Annotated in this window: 21 protein-coding genes; 20 read left to right on the top strand and 1 reads right to left on the bottom strand. The window is 41.1% G+C overall.

Features of this window, described 5'->3' with window-relative positions; translation table 11 throughout:
* The first annotated feature begins 28 nt into the window (after positions 1-28).
* From ACIQCE_RS13190 to ACIQCE_RS13165, 6 genes are all read left to right on the top strand, one after another.
* Positions 29-1,111, top strand: coding sequence for a D-alanine--D-alanine ligase (locus ACIQCE_RS13190; protein ID WP_400495386.1), 1,083 nt, complete (start codon positions 29-31; stop codon positions 1,109-1,111).
* 80 nt (positions 1,112-1,191) lie between these two features.
* Positions 1,192-2,556, top strand: coding sequence for a UDP-N-acetylmuramoyl-tripeptide--D-alanyl-D-alanine ligase (locus tag ACIQCE_RS13185; protein WP_400495385.1), 1,365 nt, complete (start codon positions 1,192-1,194; stop codon positions 2,554-2,556).
* Positions 2,557-2,582: 26 nt separating this feature from the next.
* Positions 2,583-3,275 carry an alpha/beta hydrolase gene (locus ACIQCE_RS13180; protein WP_400495384.1) on the top strand — a complete coding sequence of 231 codons (693 nt, stop codon included), beginning with the start codon at positions 2,583-2,585 and terminating at the stop codon, positions 3,273-3,275.
* Between the two features lie 601 nt (positions 3,276-3,876).
* Positions 3,877-5,367 (top strand): degradosome RNA helicase CshA, encoded by a 1,491-nt coding sequence (gene cshA / locus ACIQCE_RS13175; RefSeq protein WP_353853759.1) that lies wholly within the window; start codon positions 3,877-3,879, stop codon positions 5,365-5,367.
* Between the two features lie 117 nt (positions 5,368-5,484).
* On the top strand, positions 5,485-5,964 hold the full coding sequence (locus ACIQCE_RS13170) for a PH domain-containing protein (protein ID WP_400495383.1): 480 nt from the start codon (positions 5,485-5,487) through the stop codon (positions 5,962-5,964).
* The gene (locus ACIQCE_RS13165) at positions 5,954-7,474 is read left to right on the top strand and encodes a PH domain-containing protein (RefSeq protein ID WP_400495382.1); all 1,521 of its coding nucleotides are present in this window, start codon (positions 5,954-5,956) and stop codon (positions 7,472-7,474) included. The genes ACIQCE_RS13170 and ACIQCE_RS13165 overlap by 11 nt, the downstream gene beginning before the upstream one ends.
* 29 nt (positions 7,475-7,503) lie before the next feature.
* Here the strand turns inward: ACIQCE_RS13165 and ACIQCE_RS13160 are convergent, their stop codons facing one another.
* Positions 7,504-8,109, bottom strand: coding sequence for a rhomboid family intramembrane serine protease (locus ACIQCE_RS13160; RefSeq protein WP_400495381.1), 606 nt, complete (start codon positions 8,107-8,109; stop codon positions 7,504-7,506).
* A 94-nt stretch (positions 8,110-8,203) separates the two neighbouring features.
* Here ACIQCE_RS13160 and acpS point away from each other — a divergent pair, with 94 nt between their 5' ends.
* The 14 genes from acpS to ACIQCE_RS13090 all read left to right on the top strand — a co-directional run bounded on the left by acpS (position 8,204) and on the right by ACIQCE_RS13090 (position 19,176).
* Entirely contained in the window at positions 8,204-8,569 is a 366-nt protein-coding gene (gene acpS, locus ACIQCE_RS13155) for a holo-ACP synthase (protein WP_400495380.1), read from the top strand.
* 159 nt (positions 8,570-8,728) lie between these two features.
* A complete protein-coding gene (locus ACIQCE_RS13150; protein ID WP_400495379.1) occupies positions 8,729-9,745 on the top strand; it encodes an outer membrane lipoprotein-sorting protein in 1,017 nt (338 codons plus the stop codon).
* A gap of 123 nt (positions 9,746-9,868) precedes the next feature.
* Positions 9,869-11,050 carry an alanine racemase gene (gene alr / locus ACIQCE_RS13145; RefSeq protein ID WP_400495378.1) on the top strand — a complete coding sequence of 394 codons (1,182 nt, stop codon included), beginning with the start codon at positions 9,869-9,871 and terminating at the stop codon, positions 11,048-11,050.
* 283 nt (positions 11,051-11,333) lie between these two features.
* Positions 11,334-11,615 carry a hypothetical protein gene (locus ACIQCE_RS13140; RefSeq protein ID WP_003214273.1) on the top strand — a complete coding sequence of 94 codons (282 nt, stop codon included), beginning with the start codon at positions 11,334-11,336 and terminating at the stop codon, positions 11,613-11,615.
* A 4-nt stretch (positions 11,616-11,619) separates the two neighbouring features.
* Entirely contained in the window at positions 11,620-11,970 is a 351-nt protein-coding gene (gene ndoA / locus ACIQCE_RS13135; protein ID WP_003214169.1) for a type II toxin-antitoxin system endoribonuclease NdoA, read from the top strand.
* Positions 11,971-12,085: 115 nt separating this feature from the next.
* Positions 12,086-12,916: an RsbT co-antagonist protein RsbRA gene (locus ACIQCE_RS13130; RefSeq protein WP_400495377.1), complete on the top strand. Its 831-nt coding sequence runs from the start codon at positions 12,086-12,088 to the stop codon at positions 12,914-12,916.
* 4 nt (positions 12,917-12,920) lie between these two features.
* The gene (rsbS, locus tag ACIQCE_RS13125; RefSeq protein WP_400495376.1) at positions 12,921-13,289 is read left to right on the top strand and encodes an RsbT antagonist protein RsbS; all 369 of its coding nucleotides are present in this window, start codon (positions 12,921-12,923) and stop codon (positions 13,287-13,289) included.
* Positions 13,290-13,291: 2 nt separating this feature from the next.
* Positions 13,292-13,693, top strand: coding sequence for an anti-sigma regulatory factor (locus tag ACIQCE_RS13120; protein ID WP_353853751.1), 402 nt, complete (start codon positions 13,292-13,294; stop codon positions 13,691-13,693).
* 10 nt (positions 13,694-13,703) lie between these two features.
* Positions 13,704-14,711 carry a PP2C family protein-serine/threonine phosphatase gene (locus tag ACIQCE_RS13115; protein ID WP_353853750.1) on the top strand — a complete coding sequence of 336 codons (1,008 nt, stop codon included), beginning with the start codon at positions 13,704-13,706 and terminating at the stop codon, positions 14,709-14,711.
* Positions 14,712-14,770: 59 nt separating this feature from the next.
* Entirely contained in the window at positions 14,771-15,097 is a 327-nt protein-coding gene (locus tag ACIQCE_RS13110) for an anti-sigma factor antagonist (protein ID WP_400495375.1), read from the top strand.
* Positions 15,097-15,585, top strand: a complete 489-nt coding sequence (rsbW, locus tag ACIQCE_RS13105; protein WP_353853748.1) for an anti-sigma B factor RsbW — start codon at positions 15,097-15,099, stop codon at positions 15,583-15,585. Before ACIQCE_RS13110 ends, rsbW begins: the two co-directional genes overlap by 1 nt.
* Positions 15,551-16,339: an RNA polymerase sigma factor SigB gene (sigB, locus tag ACIQCE_RS13100; protein WP_400495374.1), complete on the top strand. Its 789-nt coding sequence runs from the start codon at positions 15,551-15,553 to the stop codon at positions 16,337-16,339. Before rsbW ends, sigB begins: the two co-directional genes overlap by 35 nt.
* Entirely contained in the window at positions 16,339-16,938 is a 600-nt protein-coding gene (locus ACIQCE_RS13095; protein WP_400495373.1) for a PP2C family serine/threonine-protein phosphatase, read from the top strand. Before sigB ends, ACIQCE_RS13095 begins: the two co-directional genes overlap by 1 nt.
* Positions 16,939-17,013: 75 nt before the next feature.
* Complete coding sequence (locus tag ACIQCE_RS13090; RefSeq protein WP_400495372.1) at positions 17,014-19,176, top strand: Tex family protein; 2,163 nt, start codon at positions 17,014-17,016, stop codon at positions 19,174-19,176.
* The last annotated feature ends 19 nt before the right edge of the window (positions 19,177-19,195 follow it).

Below are 19,195 nucleotides of genomic sequence, written 5' to 3'. Positions count from 1 at the left end.
AGATGAATTTTAGTGGGGGGAGTATCCATTGAAAATAAGTTTAGGATTGGTTTACGGCGGAAAGTCAGCCGAACATAATGTATCACTGCAAACAGCCCTTGCAGTTACGAAAGCACTTAATACTGATAAGTTCGATATACATCCAATTTACATTACAGAAGAGGGCGAATGGCTAAGAGGAGAAAAACTCACTGAACCAGTATCAAATGTGAAAATGCTTCAATTTGAACAAAAAACAAAGCCGTTTTTACCAACTTCTTTAAATGAAAGCATGTTTCCACAGCCTGCTTCAACAGATGAAAAAATTGATGTTGTCTTTCCATTACTTCACGGGCCGAATGGTGAGGATGGAACAATTCAAGGTTTACTTGAACTGCTCAATATCCCGTATGTGGGAAATGGTGTTCTCGCTTCTGCAGCGGGAATGGATAAAATCATGATGAAAGATGTCTTTTCTCAGGCGGGACTCGCACAGGCAAAGTACCTTTCCTTTAATAGAAAAGATTATGAAAAAGCACAAGCAGACAGCTTAGAAAATGTTGAACAAGTGCTTGGATATCCTTGCTTCGTCAAACCTGCAAACATGGGATCAAGCGTTGGTATTAGTAAATGCCGCAGTAAAGAAGAGCTTGTGGCAGCATTTGACTTGGCTTTCCAATACGACCGTCGTGTTGTTGTGGAAGAAGGCGTGATCGGAAGAGAAATAGAAATTGGCGTATTAGGAAATGACGAGCCGACATGCTCTGTTGTTGGTGAAATTGCACCAAAAACAGATTTTTATGACTACAAAGCAAAATATGAAGATGGCGATACAGACCTGATCATTCCGGCTAGTGTGTCAGAGGATGAATACAATACAATTCAAGATATGGCGATCAAGGCTTTTAAAGCCATTGATGGGTCTGGTCTTGTGCGTGCAGACTTCTTCTTAACGGAGGAAGGCAAAGTGCTGATTAATGAAGTGAATACAATGCCTGGATTCACACCATTTAGTATGTTCCCGTTGTTATGGAAACATACTGGTGTAGACTATCCTGAATTGATTGAGAAATTAGTGTCACTTGCAATCGAACGCCATCAAGAAAAACAAACCATTAAAACGACTTTTTAATGAGAGCAACAAGCAGACACTATCCAGCAGGTAGTGTCTCTTTTCCCTTCAAGTGAATTGAGAAAGAGAGGCGAAAAATCATGATGAAACGTACAGTGGAACAAGTCGCCCAAATGACTGGTGGAACATTATCTAATCCAGCTTTTGGCGGAGAGCAGATTCACGGAGTGACAACAGATACACGGAAGGTATCAAAAGGCGCACTGTTTATCCCGCTTATTGGGGAACATTTTAACGGTCACACATTTGCTTCTAAAGCAGTCGAGCTTGGAGCTGCAGCCGTTCTTTGGAATCAAAAAGAAACACATCCTCCAAAAGACGTTCCAGTTATTTTTGTAGAGGATACACTGGCTGCTCTTCAGAAGCTGGCAAAAGCATACTTAAAAGAAGAAAATCCTCGTGTTGTAGGCATTACAGGAAGTAATGGAAAAACAACGACCAAGGACATGATTCATTCTGTGTTACAAACTGCATATCAAGTACACAAAACAGAGGGTAACTTTAACAATCACATCGGTCTGCCGCTGACGATCCTTGCCATGCCTGAAGGAACAGATATAGCGGTTTTGGAGATGGGCATGAGTGCAAAAGGAGAAATTGAATTTCTTTCAAACTTAGCTGAGCCTGATGCGGCTGTCATCACCAATATAGGGGAATCTCATATGCAAGATCTAGGTTCAAGAGAGAAGATCGCAGATGCGAAATGTGAGATCACTAGCGGATTAAAAGAGGACGGTGTCTTTTATTATCTAGGAGATGAGCCTTTGCTTCGCGAGAGAGCAAAGGCACTTCATCACAATGTGAAAACCTTTGGAGAATCAAAGGACTGTGACATACGAGTGACCCACATCAATCAGCTTGCTGAAGGGACAGAATTTCAGGTCGAAGGGTATGCTCAGGCGTTTCTAATTCCTATATTGGGGAAACACAATGTAAAGAATGCGCTCGCTGCCATTGCAATTGGCCAGCATTTTGGGCTAACTGAAACACAAATTGCCCAAGGGCTAATGCAAACAAAATTAACAGGGATGCGTCTTGAGCTCTTTAAAACAGATAAAGGTATTACTGTTATTAATGATGCGTATAATGCAAGCCCAACATCTATGAAGGCGGCCATTGATCTTGTTGGCGATATGGACGGTTTTGCTAATCGTATTCTAGTGCTTGGCGATATGCTTGAGATGGGAAGCGAAGAGGAAACATATCATATTGAACTTGGTCAATACATCAAGCCGGAGTTTATTAATTATGTCATAACTTATGGACGTCTAGGTGCATTTATTGCCGAAGGAGCTAAGAAAGCTTTTGGAGAGACGCGCGTTTTTTCTTACATGGACAAAGGAGATTTGAAGAAAAAACTGGCTGAAGTAGCTGGACCTGATGATGTTGTTCTTGTGAAAGCTTCCCGCGGCATGAGATTGGAAGAAGTCATTACTGCACTATAAAAGTTAGCGGCAAAGAAGGTGACAGAATGATTGGCTGTCTATGTATACACGGTTTTACTGGAGCCCCTTATGAGGTAGAACCGCTTGCACTGTATTTAAAGCAGACGACAGATTGGAACGTGCAGTCTGTCACTCTTCCGGGGCATGGCGACGAGCTTCAGTTGAAAGGAATTCTGTATCAGGAATGGATTACGACGGCTGAGCTTGAGCTGTTATCTCTCTATCGAACATGCGACACGATTTTTTTGGTAGGCTTTTCGATGGGGGGGATGATTGCCTCTTACTTAGCAGCCAAATATCCAATTGCCCGTCTTGTTCTTTTAAGTGCTGCTGCCAAATATGTGAACCCAAAACAAATGTTTCAAGACACAAGACAGATGGTAAAAGAGTCCCTATCTGGATTGATTGATACAAATCCCTTGTATGATCGGTATCGTCATAAGCTGTTGAGCACGCCGCTGTCGGCCGCTGTAGAATTTATGAAGCTAGTGAAACAAACAAAGAGCTCCCTTGAGAAGCTTCACCTGCCCGTTTTAATTGTACAAGGAGAAAGCGATGGAATTGTTCCCGCTTCTAGTGCAGAGTTCATTTATCATAAAATCCCGTCCAGTCAAAAAGAAATGTTCTTTTTACCCGATTGTAAACATCATGTATGCCATGAGCCTTGTGCACAGCAATTGTTTGAGAAAGTAGAACAATTTTTAAAAAAATCATTTTAATAATATAGAAAAACCAAAATGTGGCTAAACTAATATCAATTGAATCCCACTAGTTAAAACTTCCAACATTTTTGTCGAATGAATGGCATGCCTATGTTACAATAGGAAAGAAAAGGTGGTCGATTCGGTTGTTTCAATATGACGGAAACCCCTTTACCCCTCAGTCTAATTTGAGCAAATGGGAAGTACTGATGAAACCATATGTCAATATCGTCAGAGTGGTTAGATTTTAACAGGCACATATCAAGCGGCAGTATTTTTACTGGTGTTCTTGACGAAATTGTCAATGTTCATTTCAGATACCAACATGTGAGCAAAGACGCAGTTTGAGAAGCGGCTCTTATCATTTCACTCCTTGTCGGTTAGAAATCAGGAGGATTCAACGGATTAGAAAAGTGGACAGAATGAAGGCGAGTCTGTCATTGTGGAACAGTAGATATATCCATTTCTGTTTTGTTGAAAAACAAATAGTGTAATGGTAAGATATAATATAGGGTAATTCGGGCTTTGTATATAATGGACCTGTCCTTTCGGAAAAGGACAGTTTTTAATGATCATTCACGAGATTACTGAAACAGCAATTAGAAGGAGTTTGAATAATTTGACTATAACGTTTCAAGATTTTCAATTAAGCGAAAGTCTCATGAAGGCTATTAACCGCATGGGATTTGAAGAAGCAACACCGATTCAAGCAGAAACAATTCCTCTTGGTCTTCAAAATAAAGATGTCATCGGACAAGCACAAACAGGTACAGGAAAAACAGCAGCATTTGGTATTCCTCTGGTTGAAAAAATCGACCCAGCGTCTCCTAATATCCAAGCGATTATTATTGCGCCAACAAGAGAGCTTGCAATACAAGTGTCTGAAGAGCTATATAAAATCGGTCAAGATAAGCGTGCACGCGTACTTCCGATTTATGGTGGACAAGATATCGGTCGACAAATCCGTTCGCTCAAGAAAAATCCTCATATTATCGTAGGGACTCCAGGACGTTTACTCGATCACATTAACCGTCGTACAATGCGTCTTCAAAATGTTGAAACAGTCGTGCTTGATGAAGCAGACGAAATGCTGAACATGGGTTTCATTGAGGACATTGAATCGATCCTTTCAAACGTACCAAGTGAACACCAAACACTTTTATTCTCTGCGACAATGCCAGCACCAATTAAGCGCATTGCAGAACGTTTTATGACAAATCCAGAGCATGTCAAAGTCAAAGCAAAAGAAATGACTGTATCTAACATCCAACAGTTCTACTTGGATATCCACGAACGTAAGAAATTTGATACATTGACACGCCTTCTTGACATTCAATCACCAGAGCTTGCAATTGTATTCGGACGTACGAAACGTCGTGTTGATGAATTGACTGAAGCTCTAAACCTTAGAGGCTACACAGCAGAAGGGATCCATGGTGACTTGACGCAAGCGAAGCGAATGGTGGCTCTTCGTAAATTCAAAGAAGGTGCAATCGATGTTCTTGTTGCGACAGACGTTGCAGCACGTGGGCTTGATATCTCTGGTGTAACACACGTTTATAACTTTGACGTACCTCAAGATCCAGAGAGTTATGTTCACCGTATTGGACGTACAGGACGTGCTGGACGTACAGGTATGGCGGTGACATTTATCACACCACGTGAAAAAGATATGCTTCGTGCGATTGAACAAACAACAAAGCGCAAAATGGATCGTATGAAAGAACCAACTTTAGATGAAGCAATCGAAGGACAACAGCAAGTAACCGTTGACCGACTGCGTACAATCATTAGTGAGAATAACTTAAACTTCTACATGACAGCAGCTGCTGAATTGTTAGAAGATCATGATTCAGTAACAGTTGTTGCGGCTGCCATTAAAATGATGACAAAAGAGCCGGATGCAACACCTGTTCGATTGACAGATGAAGCACCAATGATTTCAAAACGCAATCGTAACAACCGAAGCTCTTCTAAACGTAGAGATAGCGGTGGCGGAGGCGGCTATCGCGGGAAAAGCCGTTCATCTTACGGTGATAAAAAACGTTCATCTAATGATCGCAATCGTTCTTCTAGCGATCGTCGTCAAAAGAAATCGTATAACAGCTAATTTCAATACAAGAGCGAATCCTTTGCAGGGTTCGCTTTTTTTTACAGGAATTATTGAAACTTTCTAGGTCTTGTTTCGTAATATATTGATAGAATCGTAAGAGAATGGGGGAAGAATGTGAGAAAGCAGCCGCAACGTCAAATAAGTTTAAATGGACTAAAGGTATGGCGTATTCAAAATGGAATGATCTCATTGATTTTCTTACTCATCATCATTGGGGTATTTGTTGCTAGTTATTATTTTCAATGGCCGTATTGGATTGGAGCCATTCTTGTTGGAGTATGGGTCTTTCAAGCCATTCTCGGCATTTGGTTGATACCGAAAATCAGGCATCACATATGGCGCTATGAAGTATTTGAAAACGAAATTGAAATACAGCATGGGCTTATTCGTGTCACTCGGGTGATTGTGCCTATGGTACGTGTTCAGCATGTGGATACATCTCAGGGTCCTCTTTTAAGGCGTTATCACCTAGCATCTGTTCAAATTTCTACTGCTGCCACGGTTCATCATATTCCAGCGTTAGAATTAGAAGAAGCGGATGAACTTCGTGATTACATATCTCGTTTAGCAAGGGTGACGGAAGATGATGTCTGAACCAAAACGTGTGCATCCGATTTCGATGTTCATTGATTTTATAAAAGATGCTGTATTCTTGATCAAAAATCTGATCATTCCTTTTTTTGTGATCGGTTTTGTAAACTCGAATTCGACTATTCGTTTTTATGCTTTTATCCTTCTTGGTTTGCTTCTTTTGTGGCAAGCTGTTTCGACCGTATTAGAATGGAGAAGATTTACTTATCGACTGGAAGACGATGAATTTCGCGTCGAGTCCGGAGTTTTGACGAAAAAGAAGAAATATATATCATTAGAACGAATTCAGACAGTGAATACAAGTGAAGGAATTTTTCAGCGGATTTTCGGTTTGGTTCGCGTGCAAATTGAAACGGCTGGAGGTACGGATGGTCCAGAGGTGAGCCTAACGGCAATTACAAAAGCGGAGGCAGAACAATTAAAACAGGCTATTTTTAACCGCAAGAAAAGCCTACAACAAGAGGGAGAAGCATCGGAAGAAACAGGTGACGTGCAGCACGATCAACTGTTTAAACAAGAACCTGTCGAGGAAGAATTACACGTCACATATCGTATGAAAGCTCCGGAGCTCCTCTTAGCTGCCTCTACTTCAAGCGGCATCGGTGTCATTATTTCGGGTTGTCTCGCCATCTACACACAAATAGATGAAATTCTCCCTTTGGATGGATTCGTCAAGAGGTTTTCCTTTTTAAGTCATGCAAGTATTGAAATCTATGCGATACTTATCTTTCTTGCGGTATTGATTGCTTGGGTACTGAGTGTTGGTGTAACAGCGCTCCAATACGCTAACTTTGTAGCAAAAAGAAAAGGAAATGACATCATCATCACAAGAGGATTCATTGAGAGACACCAAATGACGATCCCACTCTCGCGAATCCAAGCGGTTAAAATCAAAGAAAATTTGATCCGTGAACCTTTCGGATTTGCCACTGTGATGCTCGTTAGTGCAGGAGGTTCAATGTCAGAAAAAGAGACATCTTCTGTTTTATTCCCACTTATTCAGAAAAAAAGAATCAATGAATTATTGTCACTGTTTACAGAGCACTACCAGCTCGAACCGGAGCTGAAAAAAGTGCCAAGGCGTTCACTCAAACGGTACTTGATCTCATATGGTTTTTTCCCTTTGATCTTCGGTGTGATTCTTTCAGTGCATTTTCCGCCGTGGGGGTATTTAGCTCTAATCCCATTCCTAATTGCCCTTTTCTTTGGCTATTTAGCCTATAAGCAATCAGGTTATGCGATAAGAGATCAAATGATTCAGATGACGACAAGAGGCATAGGGAAAACAACAGGAATTGTTTTGAGAAAACGAATGCAAAACTATACAATGACGCAATCCTATTTCCAAAAAAAAGGCCGTATCGCAAGTATTCACACGTTTGTAAAATCCTCTATACTGCTGGATTCCTTTGGTGTACGTCATCTTGAAGAGGAAGATGCCAAACGGGTATTTGATTGGTATTCCTACGAAAAAAATAAATCTTCTAAAAAAATGTCGATTCGCTCCTCATAGAAAAGGAGTGATCGACATTTTTTATGAGGCTAAAAGCGCCTTTTTTTAGATTGAAAGATCAGCGTCAACGGCGCCAGAATCATGCCTCCAATCAAACCAAAGAAGTGGGCCATGATGTTAATGTTCGAATTGAAAAACGTCATGATGGCGGATACAACGAGAATCGTTAAGATGACTTGAGAGTTACTGCGGTCCATCATGTGCGGTTTAAATAAGACAAGATAAAGATAGACGCCAAACAAACCGAAAATCGCCCCAGAAGCACCGACATGCACATATTCTAATGGTTCAATCCAATAGGTTCCGAGATTGCCAATGATGCCTGCCCCAAGATAAATGATGAGGAAGCGCACCTTACCAAGCAAATTCTCAAGTGCTGGAGCAAATAAAAAAATAGACATGGAATTGAATAAAATGTGTGTCAGACTCCCGTGAAGAAAGATAGGTGTGACCAGCCGCCACCATTCACCCTCTGCTACCCCGTAGTTGAATCCAACGAGATGGTCTTGCCCAAGCTGTATCAGAGGGATAGGAATGGCAAATAAAAGCCACAGACCGATTTGTAGCGCAAGGATCGCTGTAACGATTGGATACGATCTGATAAATTGTTGAAAGCTCTCCGTTCGAATAAACATAATAAACCCCTTTTGCCAAGATAATAGTAAGTTAATAGTAACACGTTTATGAAGCAAACATAAAAAATAGTACGAGGAACATAGGAGGGATCTCATGATTAAAGGGATTGGTATTGATATTGTAGAGATCAACCGGCTTTCTCGAGTGCTCCATAGACAGCCTCGTTTTCCAGAACGGATTTTGACACCATTTGAACAGGGCGTTTATAGAACGTTAAGTGGAAAGAGACAGATAGAGTTTCTGGCAGGACGTTTTGCGGCTAAGGAAGCCTTTTCGAAAGCCTATGGTACTGGTATCGGACAGTATCTCAATTTTCATGACATTGAAATACATAAAGACGACAGCGGGAAGCCTTTAGTGAAAAGTGAGAAAACAAAGGGTGACAAGGTCCATTTGTCTATTACACATACACGAGAATATGCCGCTGCACAAGTTTTAATTGAAAGGTTGTCAAGCTAGTCTGCATATTGTTTGTCCCCCCTTCATATATTGGGTAGTGCGATAAGGAAGGGCGAGTTGCTAACAGGCTTTGATGGTTCGCGGTACGCAGTTGACTTTCAGGCGTACTGTTAAAGTCAAACAAGCGGTTTCTTCCTTTTAACACAATTGACGAAGGGGTTGAAAAGGGTGAGAAAAAGCTTTGTTTTGCTTGTAACGGGGATCCTTTTTGTATTGATTCTCTCCGCATGTGGTCAAAAATCTCAGCAGGATATCGTTAGAGATTTAAACAAAAAGGCAGAGGAAATGACATCATACAAAGCCAAAGCAAAAATGACCATTGAGACAGGAAATGAACCGCAGAAGTACCAAGTGGAAATTTGGTACAAGAAGCCGGATCTTTACCGTGTCTATTTAGAAAATCCGAAAAGGGATCAGAGTCAAGTCATTTTAAGAAATGGCAATGGTGTGTTTGTGCTGACACCTTCTTTGAACAAAAGTTTCCGTTTCCATAGTGATTGGCCAAATAACAGCAGTCAGGTCTACTTATTTGAATCACTAGTGAAAGACATTAAAAATGACAGCGCAGCCCAGTTCAAAGCGAAAGAGTCGAAATACATTTTCGAGACCAAAACCAATTATCAGCACAATCAAATGCTGCCTACACAAGAAATTACATTCCATAAAAAAACAATGGCGCCTGTCAGCGTGAAAGTGCTGGACAGCGACAAAAAGCCAATGGTGAAAGTAGAATTTTCTCATTTTGAATTCAATAAATCCTTTGACAAAGATGCCTTTGATGAGAAGAAAAACATGACGCTCTCTCAAATGGATGTGGCGACAAGTGCGAACCCGTCAGACAGCTTTGCGGTGAAAACGCCAGTCGATATGCCAGAGGGAGTGAAGAAAATGGAAGAGAAAGAAATGACAACCGATGCGGGGAAACGTTATGTGATCACGTATGGCGGGAAGAAATCCTTCACACTCATTCAGGAAAAAGCGAGAGTGGCAGAAGCATCTACACCTGTGACAATGAACGGTGAGCCGGTTGACCTTGGTATGACTGTCGGCGTCTTAACAGACCGATCTCTTTCTTGGACATCTGACGGGGTCGACTACTTAATTTCGTCGAATGACTTATCGAAAGAAGAGCTCTTGATGGTGGCGAGAAGTGTAGAAGGACAATCAGCTAAATAAATGAGTTTCTCAAATAGAACGTCAGCCCTGTGCAAGGGCTGATTTTTTGATTCGTTTCACATTATTCTTTATTTTTAGTATCATAATGAAAGTATTGAATCATCCAATAGGGAAGTGTAACTGATGGACACCAATGGTTTTTATAGAGATACATGGGCAGAAATTAATTTAACAGCAATCAAGCATAATGTTTCACATATGAAAGACCATATTGGAAAAAAAGTTCAATTGATGGCTGTAGTGAAAGCCAATGCATATGGACATGGAGATATAGAAATCGCAAGAGCAGCTCTCAAAGCAGGTGCAGACATGTTAGCAGTTGCCTTTTTAGATGAGGCTATTTCTTTAAGAAATAAAGGCGTCAAAGCACCGATTCTTGTACTTGGCGCAGTACCACCTGAGTATGTCAAAGTCGCAGTCAGATACAATGTCATCATGACGGCTTACTCGCTTGAGTGGCTAAGAGATGTGATTCAACTTGCCAAAGGACATATTGGACAACCTATTCGTTTTCATTTGAAAATGGACAGCGGGATGAATCGTTTAGGTGTGAAAACAGTAGAGCAAGCAAACGAAGTCAAAGAGCTTGTAGAAAATCATTCATTTTTACAGTTGGAAGGAGTATTTACTCACTTTGCGACAGCAGATGAGAAGGATAAAGACTACTTTGACTTGCAAGTAGACAAGTTTAAAACGCTGCTTCAACCGCTTCATACTGAAAAATTGCTGGTTCACTGTGCCAACAGTGCTGCAGGTCTTCGGTTCAAAGAGGTCTTGTTTAATATGGTTCGTTTCGGCATCAGCATGTATGGACTGTCTCCTTCAGAAGAGATGAAAGATGAGTTGCCTTTCAAGCTGGAAGAGGCGTTGTCTCTGCATACAAAACTTGCCCACGTGAAGCTCATTCAAAAAGGAGAGAGTGTCAGCTATGGAGCCACATATACAGCCTATCAAGATACATGGATTGGTACCGTTCCGATTGGCTATGCAGATGGCTGGATTAGAAAGCTAGCAGGAACTGAAGTGCTTGTTGGTGGAAAGCGTCAGAAGATCGCTGGAAGGGTGTGTATGGATCAATTCATGGTTGAACTGAAAGAAGCCTATTCTGTTGGAGAGCCAGTTGTTCTCATTGGTACTCAAGGAGAGGAAAAGGTATCAGTCGATGAAGTGGCAAAGCGCTTGGAGACCATTAACTATGAAGTGACTTGCTCCATCGCTCATCGCGTTCCAAGAGTGTATATAGAGGATGGCAAAAGAGTTCATGTGCGTAATCCACTGCTTCAAAACGGGCCAAGCTTTTTATAGATCACTTCTGGAATCCATGCTGACATCGTTCTCTTTTTTTCTACAGAGGAGAAATGAAAATTCTCACCTTTTCGGAGATTTTGGAAATGCCGTATGATTTTCGGAAAAAAGCGTATAATGGGAAAGAGGAACTCCATTATCATCTTGATTTACGGGTGGCCGAACGCATCATCATCTAAAAAGAAATCATGAAACAGCTTTGCTTACGCATTGAATAATGGTATGATTAATCTTGGAATGGATCGAAACGGTATCCGTAAGTTTTTGTGGAGGTGTATGTTTTTTGTCTGAATCCAGTGCAACAAACGAAATGAAGATTCGACTGCCCGAGGCTTTGATGTCTGAAATCGAACGAGTAGCAGAGCAGGATAAGGTAACAAGAAATGAATTGATTTACCGAGCGACAAAAACGTATATTCGTGAACGTAATATTCGACAAAATCGTGAATCGATGAGACGCGGCTACATGGAGATGGCGAAAATCAATCTGAATATTTCTTCAGAGGCACAATACGCAGAATTTGAGGCTGAGAATACAGTTGAGCGATTAGTCAGCGGGGGTTAAACATTTGATTGTTAAACGCGGTGATGTTTACTTTGCTGATTTATCTCCTGTTGTTGGCTCCGAGCAGGGCGGGGTTCGCCCGGTATTGGTGATCCAAAATGACATTGGAAATCGCTTCAGCCCGACTGCTATCGTTGCAGCCATAACAGCCCAAATACAAAAAGCGAAATTACCGACTCACGTCGAAATTAATGCAAAACGCTACGGCTTTGAACGGGATTCTGTCATTCTTTTAGAGCAGATTCGTACGATTGATAAGCAAAGGTTGACAGATAAGATCACACATCTTGATGATGAAATGATGGAAAAGGTTGATGAGGCCTTACAAGTGAGTTTGGCTCTTATTGATTTTTAATATGGTTTCATTTGGTTGCTCACTGAAGAGCAACTTTTTTTGTGTTCATTTTTTATTAACGCTATAATGGAGAAAGAATGAAAGTAGTGCTTTTTATGTATGTAGGGGGTAAATTATGTCGAATCATATCGTGTTAGCTTTCACAAGAGCGCACCAAAAGGAATTAGAAAAGGAATGGACTGACATCTTCAAACGACTTGGAGAAGAAGAAACGGACATGATGCTGAACGATCAAATGTATGAAACGATTTGTTCGGAATATGTCCAGCTCATTATTACATCCATTTCAGAAGGCTATACTGAAGATTTTGAAGAAAAAGTGCAGTCTTTTGCTTTAAAAATTGTACAAATGGGTATTTCGCTTAAGTTGCTGACAAATGGACTTACAGAAATCCGTACACACTTATACCAAAAAATGAACAGCGACAAAGATACAATAGAAGAAAGTGATGATTTAATTTGGGAAATTGATCGATTCATCACACCGGTTCATAACGAAATATTAAATCATTACTCCATCTCATGGGAGAAAACTGTTAACCTCCAAAAAATTGCGTTACAAGAACTTTCTGCCCCGTTGATTCCAGTGTTTGAGAACATCACCGTCATGCCTCTTGTTGGAACAATTGATACAGATCGTGCGAAAAAGATCATGGAAAACCTGCTAAATGGCGTCGTGAAGCATAGATCACAGGTTGTCTTAATCGACATTACTGGTGTACCTGTTGTCGATACAATGGTGGCACACCATATCATTCAAGCGTCAGAGGCTGTGAGATTAGTAGGTGCGAAGTGCTTATTGGTCGGTATTCGTCCAGAAATCGCCCAAACCATCGTCAACCTCGGAATTGATTTATCTCAAGTTACTACAAAGAATACCCTTCAAAAAGGAATTCAAACTGCTTTAGAAATGACAAATCGAAAAATTGTTTCATTGGAGGGATAACCCATTGAGAAGTCATCCGAAGATTCCAATCTTAAAATTATATAATTGTCTTCTAATCTCCATACAGTGGGAGCTTGATGACCAAACTGCTCTTCACTTTCAAGAAGACTTGCTGAATAAAATCCATGAAACAGGAGCGAACGGTGTTGTCATTGACCTAACGTCTGTTGATATGATTGATTCATTTATCGCAAAAGTATTAGGCGATGTGATTACCATGTCTAAGCTCATGGGGGCAAAAGTGGTATTAACAGGAATACAACCTGCTGTCGCTGTGACTCTGATTGAACTTGGTATATCACTAGAAGAAATTCAGACAGCATTAGATCTTGAACAAGGGCTTGAGACACTGAAGCGGGAATTGGGGGAATAGGTATGAAAAACCAATCCTGTGTAAAAATTTTGACGGAATGGGACATAGTTGCGGCAAGACAACTGGGACGAAATGTTGCAAAAGAACTGGGTTTTGGAACAGTTGACCAAGCAAGAATTACGACGGCCATTTCAGAGTTAGCTCGAAACATCTATTTATACGCTGGTAAAGGTCAGATTTGTATAGAAGAAGTGATGGAGCGTGGAAAGCGTGGACTCAAAGTCATCGCAGCCGATGAGGGGCCCGGTATTATGGATATTCGCAAAGTGATGGAAGATGGATTTTCCACATCAGGCGGACTCGGAGCAGGTCTTCCAGGAGTTAGAAGACTGATGGATGATTTTAAACTGGATTCTGCACCTAAACAAGGAACGGAGATACAAGCTGTCAAGTGGCTTCGCTAGGAGGGAAACCATGGATTTTAAGGAGGTAATGGAGCAGCGGTATTATCAGCTGCTCAGTCGTTATATCAGTGATTTAACTGAAACATCACTTTATCAGGCTCAAAAATTTAGCCGAAAAACCATTGAGCATCAAATACCTCCTGAAGAAATAGTAAGTGTTCACCGAAAAGTGATTCAGGAGCTTTACCCTGATTTGCCGAAAGATGTCTTTCATTCACTAGACTTCCTAATCGAAGTTATGATAGGATACGGACTTGCTTATCAAGAGCATTTAACACTCAGAGGCATTCAGCAAGAAATTAAATCAGAAATCGAAATCGCTGCGAATGTTCAGCAGACCCTTCTGGAAACTAAAATTCCAGAAGGAGATACATTTGATATCGGAGCCATTAGTGTGCCTGCAAAACAGATGAGCGGAGATTATTACCACTTTGTGACAGATCACGATACGATCAATATCGCAATTGCTGATGTCATCGGGAAGGGTATACCCGCAGCGTTATGTATGTCGATGATTAAGTATGCGATGGATTCCCTGCCAGAGTCAGGAAGCGGTCCAACAAAGGTGTTAAAAACCCTTAATCGTGTGGTCGAACAAAATGTGGACCCAAGTATGTTTATCACCATGTTCTATGGTAGCTATAATACAGTGACCCATGAATTTAAATATGCATCGGCTGGTCATGAGCCGGGCTTTTTCTATTCCAAAAAAGAGAATCAATTTTACGATGTAGACGCTAAAGGACTTGTACTTGGTATAGCCCCAGACTTTGAATACAGACAGTATGAGAAGCATTTGGATGAAGGAGATATGGTGATCCTATTCTCAGACGGCGTAACAGAATCAAAGTCAGAGGATGGTTTTTTAGATCGGGAGGATATCAAAACGCTCATATCAGAGCATCTATCTTACTCTGCTCAGGAAATGGTCGATGCCATCTATGCTAGTTTATTAAAGCTGCAAGATTTTCAGTTGCATGATGACTTTACATTACTTGTTCTCAAAAGAAAGGTTTAGAAAGTGACTATGCGGGTATATAAAATTCAAGCAAACAAGAATCTTGAGGTGAATGCATAATGAATATGGCTGTGAAAGAGCATCAAATAGATCAAAAAACGAAAATCAGTGTCAGCGGAGAAATCGATGTTTACTCCGCTCCTGAACTAAGAGAAACGCTTATGCCTAAAGCAGAGCGAGGGGAGCATCTTGAAATCTGTTTGAAGGATGTTTCTTATATGGACAGTACTGGTTTAGGTGTATTTGTTGGATTGTTTAAAGCGGCTCAAAAAGCTGGTGGAACGTTGAAGCTTGAGAACTTGTCAGATCGGCTTGTAAGGTTGTTCGAAATTACTGGATTAAAGAGCATCATTGACATATCTGCAAAGTCAGAGGGTGGGGTATAATGAACGAATCAGTGGATCTAATTGAGATGAAAGTACCGGCAAAACCAGAATACGTAGGCATTATTCGTCTGACTCTTTCAGGCATCGCAAGCAGAATGGGCTATGCTTATGAAGAGATTGAGGACTTAAAAATTGCGGTCAGTGAGGCTTGCACAAATGCTGTCCAGCATGCCTACAAAGATGAAGGTGGTGAAGAAGGCGAGGTAGCGGTTCGCTTTCTTGTCTATGATGATCGACTAGAAATCATTGTCGCTGATCAAGGCGGAAGCTTTGACTTTAAACAAAAGCAGGAAAACCTTGGACCTTACACATCTGCTCATACAGTTGATCAATTGGCAGAAGGAGGTCTTGGTCTATATTTAATGCAAACATTGATGGATGAAGTCGAGGTGCAAGCGAACTCCGGAGTTACTGTGGCGATGACAAAGTTTTTAAACAGGGAGCGAGTTGACCATGACACAACCATCCAAAACTACGAAACTAACTAAAGATGAAGTAGATCGCCTGATCCAAAGCTATCAAATGAATCAAGACGAAAAGGCGCAACTAACGCTCGTAGAATGCTACACAAATCTTGTAGATATGCTAGCGAAGAAATACTCTAAAGGAAGAAGCTTTCATGAGGACCTAAGGCAAGTTGGAATGATTGGCTTACTCGGCGCAATGAAGCGTTATGACCCGCTTGTCGGTAAATCATTTGAAGCCTTTGCGATTCCAACCATTATTGGGGAAATCAAACGCTTTTTACGAGATAAAACATGGAGTGTCCATGTGCCAAGGCGTATTAAAGAGCTTGGACCGAGAATTAAAATGGCGGTCGATCACCTGACAACGGAGAAGCAAAAATCACCAAAAGTACAGGAGATTGCTGAATATCTCGATGTGACTGAAGAAGAAGTTCTTGAAACAATGGAGATGGGCAAAAGCTATCAGGCGCTGTCTGTTGATCAAAGCGTAGAGGCTGATTCTGAGGGCAGTACTGTGACCATTTTAGATGTTGTCGGCTCACAAGAAGAAGGATACGAACGAGTGAACCAAAAATTGATGCTTGAGAGTGTGCTGCATGTTTTGACTGACAGAGAAAAAGATATTATTAATTTAACGTATCTGCAAAACAAAAGTCAGAAAGAAACAGGCGATTTACTCGGAATATCACAAATGCATGTATCGAGACTGCAACGGAAGGCAGTTAAAAAGCTACGAGATGCATTATCAGAAGATGCGTCTATGGAGCTAGGGTGATGAGACATTTTGAACAACATGAGCATGTAAATGCTATCATCTATCAATCAAGCAAAGAAGGTAAATCATGCTGTGGGGACAGTTTTTTTATTAAAGCAGATGATGAAGAACTAATTTGTGCTGTAGCAGACGGATTAGGCAGCGGCCAGTTCGCCAATGAATCATCTTCTTTAGTCAGCGAAATTGTCGAAGAATATGGACATGAAGATGTCACAACCCTCATTGACCGATGCAATCAAGCCATGAAAAATAAACGGGGGGCTACTGTCGCCATTTTAAAGGTACATTTTCCACAGCAGCAATTTACCTATTGTTCGGTTGGCAATATCCGATTTATCTTGAATGCACCATCAGGCCACTATATTTACCCACTTCCGACATTGGGATACTTGTCCGGTAAACCGAGAAAATATAAAACATACACCTATTCTTATGAAAAAGGATCGACATTCATTATGTATTCAGACGGACTGAATGTACCAAACATGCGTATGTGTTTGAAAAATGGTCAGTCAGTTGCAGACATCGCAAAACAGCTTGAAACATACACACAAGATAAAAAGGACGATCTTACCTATGTACTTGGTCAGCTCATGTAAAATAGCTGACCTTTTTTCTGTTTTGCCGTTTTTTTGATACACTAAAAGAGAAGACACAGTGAGGGGATGCAAAGAATGAAGACATCTGATTTTTTATTGAAACAAATTGCAACAGAATTAAAGCTTTCAACGAAACAAATTGAAAGCGTGATCCAGCTATTAGAGGATGGGAACACCGTCCCGTTTATTGCACGTTACCGAAAAGAGCAGACAGGTTCACTGGACGAAGTGCAGATTCAAACCATTTCGGAACGCTATACATATATCCAAAATGTCACGAACCGAAAAGAAGAAGTCATACGCTTAATAGCTGAACAAGACAAACTCACAGAAGAATTAAAACAAAAAATCGAACATGCTCATAAGCTTCAAGAGGTCGAAGATTTATACAGACCATTCAAACAGAAACGCAAAACAAAGGCAAATGTAGCAAAAGCAAAAGGATTGGAGCCGCTAGCAGAATATTTGCTGACACTGCCGCGCGAGGGCGACATCAGGAAGCAAGCATCTGCTTATGTCAATGAAGAAAAAGAAGTGACAAGTGTAGAAGAAGCGCTAGAAGGAGCGCAGCACATCATTGCAGAACAACTTGCAGACGATCCTGATATGCGAAAGTGGATTCGCAGTGAAACGTATCAAAAGGGTACCTTGATCACCAAAGGGAAAGACGTTGAAAATGATGAGAAGAACGTGTATGAAATGTACTATGATTATCAAGAGCCGATCAAAAAGATTGTGCCCCATCGTGTACTTGCAGTGAATCGAGGAGAGAAAGAAGGTATTTTAAAAGCCACGATCGAACCACCTGCTGAAAATATCCGCCATTATCTTGAAAAGCAAGTCATCAAAGGTAAACAGACGGCAGCAAGAACGTATATGGAAGCAGCGATTGACGATGCTTACAAACGATTGATTCAACCTTCAATCGAACGTGAAATACGAAAAGAGCTCACAGAAAAAGCAGAAGAACAAGCCATTCATATTTTTGCAGAAAACTTAAGAAAACTCCTACTTCAGCCGCCGATGAAAGGGAAGCGTGTGCTTGGTATTGATCCTGCATTTAGAACAGGCTGTAAATTAGCTGTCGTTGATGATACGGGGAAAGTACATCATATTAGTGTGATCTATCCGCATCCACCCGTACAAAAACAAGCGGAAGCAAAACAAAAAGTAAAAGACATCATTCAATCATTCAAGATTGATGTCATTGCGATTGGAAACGGAACAGCATCAAGAGAGACCGAACAATTCATTGCAGAACTCATTCAGGAAATAGATCAACCGGTTTCATATTTGATTGTAAATGAAGCAGGGGCAAGTGTATATTCTGCATCTGCATTAGCGAGAGAAGAGTTTCCAGACTTACAAGTGGAGGAAAGAAGTGCGATTTCAATTGCGAGAAGATTACAGGATCCATTAGCAGAGCTTGTGAAAATTGATCCAAAATCAGTCGGGGTAGGTCAATATCAGCACGACGTCAGTCAAAAGCAATTAAACAGCTCATTAACCTTTGTGGTTGAAACGGTGGTAAATCAAGTCGGCGTGAACGTGAATACAGCCTCACAGGCACTTTTGCAATATGTTGCGGGTTTGTCAAAAGCAGTAGCTGGTCACATTGTGAAACGCCGTGAAGAAATTGGAAAATTCACAAGCAGAAAAGAGCTGAAGGATATTCCGAGACTTGGGGCCAAAACATACGAGCAGTGTATCGGATTTCTGCGTATCTTAGATGGACAAGATCCACTTGATCGTACAGGGATTCACCCAGAAAGCTATAAGGAAACAAAACAATTCCTTCGCATGATAAAGATGACACCAGCTGACATTGGAACGGAACAATTAAAAGAGAAAATTGCTGAGGTGAATCTGGATGAAGCAGCAGAACAGCTTCAAATTGGTCACATTACATTACAAGATATCATCGATCAGCTGACAAGACCTGAGCGAGATCCGCGTGATGAAGTACCAAAACCGCTTTTAAAAACTGATGTGTTGAAATTGGAGGACTTGAAGCAAGGAATGGAGCTTCAAGGAACTGTGAGAAACGTTGTAGACTTTGGCGCATTTGTGGATATTGGTGTGAAGCAGGATGGACTAGTCCATATTTCGAAACTGAGCAATCGTTTTGTCAAGCATCCGCTTGACATCGTGTCTGTCGGTGACATTGTGACAGTATGGGTTGACTCGGTTGATCAGGCAAAAGGACGTGTCGCCCTCTCCATGCTGAAGCCAGAGTAAACAAAAAACGAGGCGCACC

Source organism: Bacillus sp. NPDC093026 (assembly GCF_044754665.1).
GTDB classification, from domain to species: Bacteria; Bacillota; Bacilli; order Bacillales; family Bacillaceae; genus Bacillus; species Bacillus maqinnsis.
Note: the sequence above shows the minus strand (reverse complement) of the source record. Positions and strands in the feature narration are given on the sequence as shown.

What these genes read in the sequence shown, in the direction of transcription:
- ACIQCE_RS13185 (WP_400495385.1), top strand. Translation starts at nt 1,192, where the DNA reads ATGATGAAACGTACAGTGGAACAAGTCGCCCAAATGACTGGTGGAACA.
- ACIQCE_RS13180 (WP_400495384.1), top strand. Translation starts at nt 2,583, where the DNA reads ATGATTGGCTGTCTATGTATACACGGTTTTACTGGAGCCCCTTATGAG.
- ACIQCE_RS13165 (WP_400495382.1), top strand. Translation starts at nt 5,954, where the DNA reads ATGATGTCTGAACCAAAACGTGTGCATCCGATTTCGATGTTCATTGAT.
- ACIQCE_RS13160 (WP_400495381.1), bottom strand. Translation starts at nt 8,109, where the DNA reads ATGTTTATTCGAACGGAGAGCTTTCAACAATTTATCAGATCGTATCCA.
- acpS (WP_400495380.1), top strand. Translation starts at nt 8,204, where the DNA reads ATGATTAAAGGGATTGGTATTGATATTGTAGAGATCAACCGGCTTTCT.
- alr (WP_400495378.1), top strand. Translation starts at nt 9,869, where the DNA reads ATGGACACCAATGGTTTTTATAGAGATACATGGGCAGAAATTAATTTA.
- ACIQCE_RS13130 (WP_400495377.1), top strand. Translation starts at nt 12,086, where the DNA reads ATGTCGAATCATATCGTGTTAGCTTTCACAAGAGCGCACCAAAAGGAA.
- ACIQCE_RS13120 (WP_353853751.1), top strand. Translation starts at nt 13,292, where the DNA reads ATGAAAAACCAATCCTGTGTAAAAATTTTGACGGAATGGGACATAGTT.
- ACIQCE_RS13115 (WP_353853750.1), top strand. Translation starts at nt 13,704, where the DNA reads ATGGATTTTAAGGAGGTAATGGAGCAGCGGTATTATCAGCTGCTCAGT.
- ACIQCE_RS13110 (WP_400495375.1), top strand. Translation starts at nt 14,771, where the DNA reads ATGAATATGGCTGTGAAAGAGCATCAAATAGATCAAAAAACGAAAATC.
- rsbW (WP_353853748.1), top strand. Translation starts at nt 15,097, where the DNA reads ATGAACGAATCAGTGGATCTAATTGAGATGAAAGTACCGGCAAAACCA.
- sigB (WP_400495374.1), top strand. Translation starts at nt 15,551, where the DNA reads ATGACACAACCATCCAAAACTACGAAACTAACTAAAGATGAAGTAGAT.
- ACIQCE_RS13095 (WP_400495373.1), top strand. Translation starts at nt 16,339, where the DNA reads ATGAGACATTTTGAACAACATGAGCATGTAAATGCTATCATCTATCAA.
- ACIQCE_RS13090 (WP_400495372.1), top strand. Translation starts at nt 17,014, where the DNA reads ATGAAGACATCTGATTTTTTATTGAAACAAATTGCAACAGAATTAAAG.